The 8,360-nt window shown below is 74.8% G+C and carries 7 protein-coding genes; 5 read left to right on the forward strand and 2 right to left on the reverse strand.

All coding sequences use genetic code 11. From position 1 onward, the window contains the following. Window positions 1-207: 207 nt before the first annotated feature. The 4 genes from xylB (at window position 208) to tsaE (ending at window position 4,414) form a co-directional block, all read left to right on the forward strand. A complete protein-coding gene (gene xylB, locus SACPADRAFT_RS0222550; RefSeq protein ID WP_028662687.1) occupies window positions 208-1,617 on the forward strand; it encodes a xylulokinase in 1,410 nt (469 codons plus the stop codon). A gap of 132 nt (window positions 1,618-1,749) precedes the next feature. Then, the gene (gene alr / locus SACPADRAFT_RS0222555; RefSeq protein ID WP_007025482.1) at window positions 1,750-2,937 is read left to right on the forward strand and encodes an alanine racemase; all 1,188 of its coding nucleotides are present in this window, start codon (window positions 1,750-1,752) and stop codon (window positions 2,935-2,937) included. Next, window positions 2,937-3,941: an alpha/beta hydrolase gene (locus tag SACPADRAFT_RS0222560; protein WP_007025483.1), complete on the forward strand. Its 1,005-nt coding sequence runs from the start codon at window positions 2,937-2,939 to the stop codon at window positions 3,939-3,941. The genes alr and SACPADRAFT_RS0222560 overlap by 1 nt, the downstream gene beginning before the upstream one ends. Then, window positions 3,929-4,414: a tRNA (adenosine(37)-N6)-threonylcarbamoyltransferase complex ATPase subunit type 1 TsaE gene (gene tsaE / locus SACPADRAFT_RS0222565; protein WP_028662689.1), complete on the forward strand. Its 486-nt coding sequence runs from the start codon at window positions 3,929-3,931 to the stop codon at window positions 4,412-4,414. The genes SACPADRAFT_RS0222560 and tsaE overlap by 13 nt, the downstream gene beginning before the upstream one ends. Window positions 4,415-4,571: 157 nt before the next feature. Here the strand turns inward: tsaE and SACPADRAFT_RS0222570 are convergent, their stop codons facing one another. Together SACPADRAFT_RS0222570 and SACPADRAFT_RS0222575 are read right to left on the reverse strand one after the other, a co-directional pair. After that, window positions 4,572-5,912, reverse strand: coding sequence for a carboxyl transferase domain-containing protein (locus SACPADRAFT_RS0222570; RefSeq protein WP_007025485.1), 1,341 nt, complete (start codon window positions 5,910-5,912; stop codon window positions 4,572-4,574). Beyond that, window positions 5,905-7,374 (reverse strand): acyl-CoA synthetase, encoded by a 1,470-nt coding sequence (locus SACPADRAFT_RS0222575; RefSeq protein ID WP_007025486.1) that lies wholly within the window; start codon window positions 7,372-7,374, stop codon window positions 5,905-5,907. The genes SACPADRAFT_RS0222570 and SACPADRAFT_RS0222575 overlap by 8 nt, the downstream gene beginning before the upstream one ends. Before the next feature lie 339 nt (window positions 7,375-7,713). Here SACPADRAFT_RS0222575 and tsaB point away from each other — a divergent pair. After that, window positions 7,714-8,360 (forward strand): tRNA (adenosine(37)-N6)-threonylcarbamoyltransferase complex dimerization subunit type 1 TsaB (tsaB, locus tag SACPADRAFT_RS0222580; RefSeq protein WP_007025487.1); only part of this gene is annotated, 647 nt, incomplete at its 3' end.

The raw sequence follows: 8,360 nt of genomic DNA on the forward strand, positions 1-8,360 counted from the left end.
CCCGGCCAGGGCGGCCCGGCCCTCCGGCCGGGTGGGCGCCTTTCGCCCGCGGAACGCGGTCCCCGGTGGGCGGGTGAGGACCGTCGTGGCGTGCGCGGGTGGGGGTGTCGCCGGTGTGTCGTGTCGGGCGGGGTGGGCGCGGTTCGCCCGCGAAACGTCGTCGAAAGCGTGGACGTGGGCGGGTGGGAGCCGCCAAGCTTCTGGGCCATGAGCAATGACGACGTGCTGGTGGCAGGGGTCGACTCCTCGACGCAGTCGACGAAGGTGGTGGTCTGCGACGCGCGGACGGGGATGGTCGTCCGGACCGGGCGCGCGGATCACCCGGACGCCACCGAGGTGGATCCGGGCGAGTGGTGGACGGCGTGGCGACAGGCCACGGAGGGGATCCTCGAAGGTGTGTCCGCGCTCGGCGTGGCGGGACAGCAGCACGGCATGGTCACCGTCGACGACGACGGCGGGATCGTGCGGCCCGCGCTGTTGTGGAACGACACCCGGTCGGCACAGGCGGCGGACGATCTGACCGCGGAACTCGGTGGTCCGGACGCCTGGGCGGAGGCGGTCGGGTCCGTGCCGGTCGCCAGTTTCACCATCGCGAAGCTGCGGTGGCTGGCCGACCACGAGCCGGACAACGCCGACCGTGCCGCCCGGGTCCTGCTCCCCCACGACTGGCTGACCTGGCGCCTGACGGGCGGCGAGCCCGTCACCGACCGTGGCGACGCCTCGGGCACCGGGTACTTTTCGCCCGCGGAACGCGCCTACCGCGGCGATCTTCTCGCCCGTGCGATGCGGGGGCGTCGTCCGGAGTTACCGACCGTGCTCGATCCGGCCGAGCCCGCAGGGGAAACCCCGGACGGGGTGCTGGTGTCCGCGGGCACGGGGGACAACATGTCCGCCGCGCTCGCCCTGGAGATCACCGAGGGCGATGTCGTGGTCTCGCTCGGCACCAGCGGCACCGTGTTCGGCGTGAGCCCGACGCCGTCCGCCGACCCGACCGGCACCGTCGCCGGATTCGCCGATGCCACCGGTCGATTCCTGCCGCTCGCGTGCACCCTCAACGCGGCGAGGGTGCTCACCGCGACGGCGAGCCTGCTGAACGTCGACCTGGACGGGCTCGACCGGCTCGCGCTCGCTGCCGAGCCGGGGGCCGGGGGGCTGACGCTGTTGCCCTACCTCGACGGGGAACGCACCCCCAACCTTCCCGACGCCGCCGGGTCGCTGCTCGGTCTCCGCCGCAGCACGATGACGCCGGAGAACGTGGCCCGCGCCGCGGTCGAGGGGATGCTGTGCGGACTGGCCGCGGGCCTTCATGCGGTGCGCGAGCAGGGCGTCACCGTGCGGCGGGTGCTGCTCATCGGGGGCGCGGCGCGGTCGGCGAGTGTGCGCGCGATCGCCCCGGGGGTGTTCGGCGTCCCGGTCGTGGTGCCCGAGCCCGGGGAGTACGTCGCCCTCGGTGCGGCGCGGCAGGCGGCGTGGGCACTGTCCGGGGCGATGGATCCGCCCACCTGGCAGGGGGAGGACGCCGTGCGGCTGGAGGGGCCCACCGACGACGAGGTCGCGGCGGGGGCCGACATCCGGCACCGGCACGCCGAGGCCAGGCGGAGCGTGCACCGGGTCTGACGCGGTACTGGGTACATTGACTGCGGGCGGTGTGCCGCGCCCGCGGGTGGCGGGCGTCCCGCCCGGGTGATCCCACGGACAGCGGGTCCGGATGTGCGAGCAGCGACGGAGGAGGCACGTGAGCGAGTCCGAATGCGGCGGGATGGTCGCCGTGTCCGCACGGTCGCGGCGAGTGCGGCCGTGAACGGCGGGACGGGCGAGCGGGCGCCCCGGGCCGAGGTCCTCGTCGATCTCGACGCGATCCGGCACAACCTCGGCCTGCTCGCCACCCGCGCGGCCGAATCCGGTTCCGCGACGATGGCCGTGGTGAAGGCGGACGGCTACGGCCACGGCGCGGTGCCGGTGGCGCGCGCGGCCGTGGAGGCCGGGGCGGAGTGGCTCGGCACGGCGTCGGTGGAGGAGGCGCTCGACCTCCGGCGTGCGGGCATCACCGCGAGGCTGTTCAGCTGGTTGGACACCCCGGAGGTGGACTTCGCCCCGGCGATCGAGCGGGATGTCGATCTGTCGGTCAGTTCGGCGGGGGAGTTGGCGCGCGTCGTGGACGCGGCCGCCCGGGTCGGGCGGCGTGCACGGGTGCATCTCAAGATCGACACCGGGTTGTCCCGGAACGGGTGTCCCGCCGACGAGTGGCCGAACCTGGTCAAGGCCGCGGCGGCGGAACCGGACGTGCACGTCGTGGCGGTGTGGTCGCATCTGGCGTGCGCCGACGATCCCGGACATCCGTCGATCGACGACCAGGCGCGGCGGTTCGCCGCCGCCTACGACCGTGCGCTCGACGCGGGGTTGGCGCCGCTGCGGCACCTGGCCAACTCGGCGGCCACGCTCACCCGGCCGGACCTGCACTTCGACCTCGTGCGCCCGGGCATCGCGATGTACGGGTTGAACCCGGTGCCCCAGGCGGAGGACCTGCGGCCCGCGATGACGTTCCGGTCGAGTGTGGTGCTGACCAAGCGGGTTGCGGCGGGTGAGTCCGTGTCGTACGGACACACGTGGACGGCCCCGGAGGACACCACGCTGGCGCTGGTCCCGGTGGGGTACGCCGACGGGGTCCCGCGGTCGTTGTCCGGGCGGATGAGCGTCCGGTTGGCGGGTCGGCGGCGGCCCGTGGTGGGCCGGGTGTGCATGGATCAGCTGGTGGTCGACTGCGGTGCGGACGAACCCGCCGTGGGCACCGGGGTCGAACTGTTCGGCACCGGCCGGGACGGGGGACCCACCGCCACCGAGTGGGCCGAGACGATCGGCACGATCGACTACGAGATCGTCACGGGTATGTACCGGCCCCGGGTCCGGCGGCGACATCTCGGGTGGGGAGCCCGCTGATGTCCCGCGCCGGGCAGGATCCGCGTCCCGACGGGCCGTTCGCCGGTGCCCGTACCGGACGCACCGCGACCGTCGCGGCCGACGACGGCACCCCGCTCGCGGTCGAGGAGATCGGGCCGTCCGACGGGACGGCCGAGCTGACGGTGGTGGGCGTGCACGGGTTCGCGCTGTCCCGCCGGAGCTGGTTGTTCCAGCAGCGCGATCTCGCCGCGTTGCGCCTCCCCCGGGTGCGGCAGGTGTACTACGACCACCGGGGGCACGGGCAGTCGGCGCCGTCGCCCGCCGAGACGAGCACGATCGAACAGCTCGCCGCGGACCTGCACGCGGTGTTGCGGACGGTGCCCGCCGACGAGCCGATCGTCCTGGTGGGCCACTCCATGGGCGGCATGGTGGTCATGGAGCTGGCGCACCGGGCGCCCGCCCTGTTCGGGGACCGCGTCCGGGGCGTGGCCCTGATCGCCACGGCGGCCGGGGAGGTCGGCGCGAGCGGGCTGCCGAAGTCCCTGCTGTGGAAGTACAACCCGCTGACCCGCGGGGTGGGGGAGCTGGCCGGGTGGCAGCCGGGTCTGGTGGAGTTCGTCCGTGCCGCGGGCGGACAGCTCACCCGGCGTGCCGTGCGGCGGTTGGCCTTCGGCAGTGCCGACGTCGACTCCGCGGCGGTCGATTTCATGCTGGACATGCTCGCCGACACACCGGTCCGGCAGCTGACGCACTTCGTGGACACCCTCGGCAGCCACGACCGCTACGCCGCGCTGGCGGGGCTCAAGCACACCGACGTGCTCGTCGTCGGGGCGGATGCGGACCGGTTGACCCCGTTCACGCACACCGAGCGGATCGCGGTCGAGTTGCCGCACGCGCGGTTGCTGCGGGTGCGGGGTGCGGGGCACATGGTGCACCTGGAGCGGCCGGACCTGGTCAACAGCCACCTCATCGACCTGCTGCGCGGTTGCCGCGGCACGGACGGGAGGTGCCCGACAGAGAGGAACCGATGGTGGCGCAGGTGAGTGTGGAACTGCCCGCCCCGGAGGACGCCGTCCGGTTCGGGCGGTCGTTGGGGCGCGTGCTGGACGCCGGGGACCTGGTGTTGCTGGCCGGGCCGCTCGGCGCGGGCAAGACGACGCTGGCCCGCGGGGTGGCCGACGGTATGGGGGTGTCCGGCCGGGTCAGCTCACCCACCTTCGTGCTGGCGCGGGTGCACCCGGCAGGTGGGGCCGGGGTGTCGTTGGTCCACGTCGACGCCTACCGGCTCGGCGGCGACCTCTCCCAGCTCGACGACCTCGACCTGGACACCGACCTCGAGCACGCCGCGGTCCTGGTGGAGTGGGGCGAGGGGATGGCCGAACACCTCTCCGAGGACCACCTGGTCGTGCGACTCGAACGCCGGGACGACGACGTCCGCGTCGCGACCCTCGAACCGCACGGTTCGTGGACGGCGCGGGTCGCCGGAGCGTCTTTCGCGGGCGAACCGCGCCCCTGACCCCCGGCCCCGACCCGGCACCGGCCCGGGGCGGGGCTCCCCCGGAGCCCGGCAACCGCCTCCCGGCTGGGTCCGGTGCCCGTGTCTTGTCGTCGTCTCCCGCAGTGACCGGTGTCCTCCGGCGGGAGCCGTCCCCGGCCTGACCGCGTTTCGCGGGCTAACTGTCGTCGGGGCCCGGAGCGACGACGCCCCGGGCGAGGCCCGCCGCGACCATGTCCTGGGGGCGGAGGGTGAGCTCCTCCGCGGTGGCGGGCACCCGGTCCGGTTCGCGTTTCAGGATGGACGCGGCCGCCTCCGGGGAGGTCACCGAGAAGTAGCTGTCCGGGGTGAGCCAGATCCGATCGGGTGCCGCGAAGGCCAGCGCGCCGCCCGACCCGCCTTCGCCGATGACGAGGGTGGTGACCGGGACCCGCGCCGAGGCCACCGCCGTGAACAGCTCGGCGATCGCGGGCCCGACCCCGGCACGTTCGGCCGCCGCGTCGTTCGCCGCACCGGGGGTGTCCACCAGGGTCAACACGGGGAGGCCGAGGCGGTCGGCGAGCCGGAGCAACCGGGCCGCGGTGCGGAATCCCGCCGGTGTGGTCGGGGTGCCGCACTGGGCCGCGTAGGCGACGGCACCGCCCGCGCGTCGGCCGATCCCGCACCGCACCCCGTCGTCGACACCGCCGCAGCGGTCGCCGCTGAGGTTCTCGCGCCACGCGAAGTAGGCGTCGAGATAGGCCTCGGCGTGCGGACGTCCGGCGGCGCGGGCCCGCGAGACGGCCTCCCACCCGGTCGCGGGTGGTGCCGCGGCTCCCAGCGCTCCGGGTGGGGGCGCCGGGCCGCGGGCGGGACGTGCGAGCAGCGGGACCCACCGGTGCAGCAGCTCCCGCAGTGTTTCCGGTGGCACGACCCGGTCCAGCTGTCCGGAGGCGTACTGCCCCTCGGTGGTGTAGGCGTGCGGCTCCCCGGGCGGACGTACCCGGGAGCCCGCGAACCCGGCCTGGGCACCCGGCACCGCCACCGTGACATCGGCGCCGGAGGCGAGCGTCGCCCAGCCCCCGCCGGTGGTCGGGTCGCGGACGACGGCGACGTGCGGCAGTCCCGCGTCCCGGTGCGCGGCGAGGGCCCGGGCGATCCGGTGCAGCTGGGACAGCGCCCGCATGCCCTCCTGCATCCGGCTGCCCCCCGTGGCCACGAGCGAGACGACGGGCGCGGACCGCCGTCGGGCCTCGGCGAACGCGTGCTGGAGCCGCAGGCCCGTCCGCTCGCCGATGGAGCCACCGAGGTGGGCGAACTCGAAGGCGACGAGCACGGTGTCCACCCCGCCCACCCGGCCGGTGCCGCAGACGATGGACTCCTCCTCCCCGCTGCGGCGTGCGGCGTCCGCGCGCTGGAGGTCGTATCCGCGCCACCCGATCGGGCCGTCCGGTGCGGCGGGCGTCGAGAGTCCGGGTGGGACCAGTTCGGTGACGTCGTCGGCGATCGTGGTGAGCAGTCCGCGCGCGGTGTCACTCATGCAGGGCCTTTTTCAGGATCTTGCCCATGTCGTTGCGGGGGAGTGCGTCGAGGTAGCGCACCACCCGGGGACGCTTGTGTGCCGACAGGGTGTGGGTGACGTGGTCGGCCAGCTCCTCCTCGCCGGGACGGGCGCCGTCGGGTACCACCCAGGCGACGATGCGCTCGCCCAGATCCGGGTCGGGTTCTCCGGTGACCGCGACCTCGGCCACGTTCGGGTGTTCGAGCAGCGCGTTCTCGATCTCCCCCGCGCCGATCCGGTAACCGCCGCTCTTGATGAGGTCCGTCGACTTGCGGCCGACTAGGCGGAGGTGGCCGTCCGCGTCGCGGGTGGCCATGTCTCCCGTGCGGAACCATCCGTCGTGGAACGCCTCGGCGGTGGCGTCGGGGCGGTTGAGATATCCGGTGAACAGGTTCGGGCCTCGGACCTCGACCTCCCCGACGGTCTCGCCGTCGTGGACGTCGAGCGGGCTGCCCGCCTCGTCCACCAGCCGGAGCGACACGTCGCGCAGCGGAATGCCGACGGTGCCGGGCCGGTGCGTGCCGTCGGGGCGCACGCTGGTGTTCATCAGGGTCTCGGTCATGCCGTACCGCTCGACGACCCGCCGCCCGGTGGCGGCCGCGATGCGCCGGTGGTCGTACACCGGCAGCGGCGCCGACCCGGAGACGAGCAGCCGCGCCCGACGCAACGCGTCGACCAGGGCCGGGTCGTGATCCAGTTCGGTCGCGATGCGGTGGTACATCGTGGGCACGCCGAACAGCATCGTCGCGGGCCCTGCCAGCTCCCGGGCGACGGCGTCGGTCGTGAAGCGACCGAGGTGGTGCACGGTGCCGCCCCTGCGCAGCGGTCCGAGGATGCCGAGGATCAGGCCGTGCACGTGGAACAGCGGCAGCCCGTGCACCAGCACGTCCCCATCGGTCCAGCCCCAGGCGTCGGCCAGCGCGTCCAGCGAGCTCGCGATCGCGCGGCGCGGGATCACCACGCCCTTGGGCGGCCCGGTGGTGCCGGAGGTGTAGATGACGAACGCCGGGGCCTGCGGGTCGGGTTCGTCCTCCGGTGGGGTCGCAGGCGCCGGTGGGGCCGTGCCGGTCGGGGGGAGGGCGACGTCGATCCGCGGCAGGTGGCGCAGTGCGGAGGGGAGGTCCGCGCCGGGTTCGGCGAGCAGGAGGCCCGGGGCGCTGTCGGCGACGATGTGGTCGAGTTCGTGCGTGCCGCTTCCCGGGTTGACCGGCACGACGGGTACTCCGGCCAGGAGGGCGGCGACGGTGGCGACGGCCGTCTCCGGACCGGGTGTGGCCCACACGGCCACCCGCGCGGTGCGGGGTTCGCCGGACGTCGGGCGGAGGCGCCGGGCCAGGTCCCCCGCGACGGCGGCGAGCTCGGCGTAGGTCAACGCCCGGTCGCCGAACCGGAGCGCGGTCTTGTCCTGGGCATCGTGCAGGTGCGGCAGGAGCACGGTCACCGGTCACCTCGCGGGCTCTCGTGTCGTGGTGTGTGCGGTCGTGACGGGAGGGTGGTCAGGTGTGTCTCGTGGCATACGTGCGGGCACGTACGGCATCCGGCCCGGACACCGTTACCGGCCCGTAGGCGCCTGTGTCCATCATGCCGCCCCGACGCCGCCCGCCGCCGACGGCGCCGGGCGGCGAAACCGCGTTCCGCCCGCGAACTGCGCCACCCCGGCCCACCGGGACCGCGTTCCGCCCGCGAAACGCGCCACACGCCACCCCTCCCCGGCGGGCCGCCCCCGCTGCGGGTGGCAGGTGTCGGGCCGGGGCGGGGTGGGGGGTCGTACGCTCGAAGGGTGCTTGTACTCGCCATTGACACCGCGACGCCCGCCGTCACGGCCGGGGTGGTGCGCCTGGCGGCCGGTGACACGGGGGAACCGGACGCCGCCGTCGGCCGGGTGCTCGGCGAACGGATCACGCTCGACGCGCGTGCGCACGGGGAACTGATCACCCCGCACGTGCGGGAGGCGGTGGGCGCCGCGGGTGTCACCCTGCGCGACCTCGACGCCGTCGTCTGCGGCATCGGCCCCGGCCCGTACACCGGCCTGCGCGCGGGCATCGTGACGGCCGCGGCACTGGCTCATGCCCTGGACGTGCCGGCCCACCCGGTGTGCAGCCTGGACGCCGTCGCGGCCGAGGCCGTGCACACCGGCACCGTCCGCACCACCGTGGGCGACCAGACCGAGGATGCCACCGGAACGGGTGACACCGGAACGGGCGGTATGGCTGTCACTGCCGACGCCGCCGGGGCGGCCCGGACCGGGGAGTCGTTCGTGGTGCTCACCGACGCCCGGCGCCGCGAGGTGTACTGGGCCGCCTACGACGCCACCGGCACCCGCACCGACGGCCCGCACGTGGACAGCCCGGCCGAGGTCCCCGCACCCGCGTCCGGACGGATCGAGCACCCCCGTCCCGGCCCCGCGGGGCTCGTCCTCGCCGCCGC

The sequence above is a fragment of the Saccharomonospora iraqiensis subsp. paurometabolica YIM 90007 genome (genome assembly GCF_000231035.2).
Taxonomy (GTDB): domain Bacteria; phylum Actinomycetota; class Actinomycetes; order Mycobacteriales; family Pseudonocardiaceae; genus Saccharomonospora; species Saccharomonospora paurometabolica.